Source organism: Vibrio sp. 704 (assembly GCF_033339295.1).
On record NZ_JAWOUH010000530.1, the window covers coordinates 1 to 658 of the forward strand.

The window sequence follows — 658 nt, forward strand, 5'->3', positions numbered from 1 at the left end:
GTATCGTCAAAGGATAATGGTATGAGAAGTCGAATACGCCGGTTTCTCGCATTAAACCATCAAAATCCACCACAGCGCTGATCACACCCCAATACTCTTTGTTGATTGGTGGGTCTCGAAAGACTGGCACGCGTACAATAAGCCCTCGCCCACCTTGAACAAGCGACACCGGCCCCGCGATGAAAATCTCTTGAATATCTTTGGCTTTTTGAACTTGTACCCATTGCGCTGGTACTTTACGGTAATCCAGACCAAGGACGCGCTCGTTGCCTTTAGTTGGGAATACATGGCTAATTACATCATTTTCCGCAATACCGATGACCGTGATGTGCTTACTTTTGTTAAGAATACGATCGGCGGCAATGCTTAGCTCCTCTTCTTCGCTATTTGGCAGCAAAGTGATTAGCGTCGCTAATGTGCTGGCTTTGTAAATATCAGCCATGAGTACCGCTTCCAAATTGGAGCGGAGGATAGACAGTTGTTCTTTGGCTTCAACTTGCACGCGCTCTTGCTGAAGGTCTTGCTGATTCTGATGCAACAGCTCAATAACACCAACACACAAGGCAACAAAAGCGAAAAAGAACAGTGCAAAATAGCACTGCTTTCTGGGTGAATAACGCATTAGCTCCCCACTAGCTCGTCCGTTACTACGAGAATT

Annotated in this window: 1 protein-coding gene; it reads right to left on the reverse strand. The window is 46.4% G+C overall.

Annotated features, from left to right (window positions below; all coding sequences use genetic code 11):
* Window positions 1-622: CHASE domain-containing protein (locus R7R24_RS27560; RefSeq protein WP_318120248.1), on the reverse strand; the 622-nt coding region annotated here is incomplete at its 3' end.
* Window positions 623-658 lie beyond the last annotated feature (36 nt).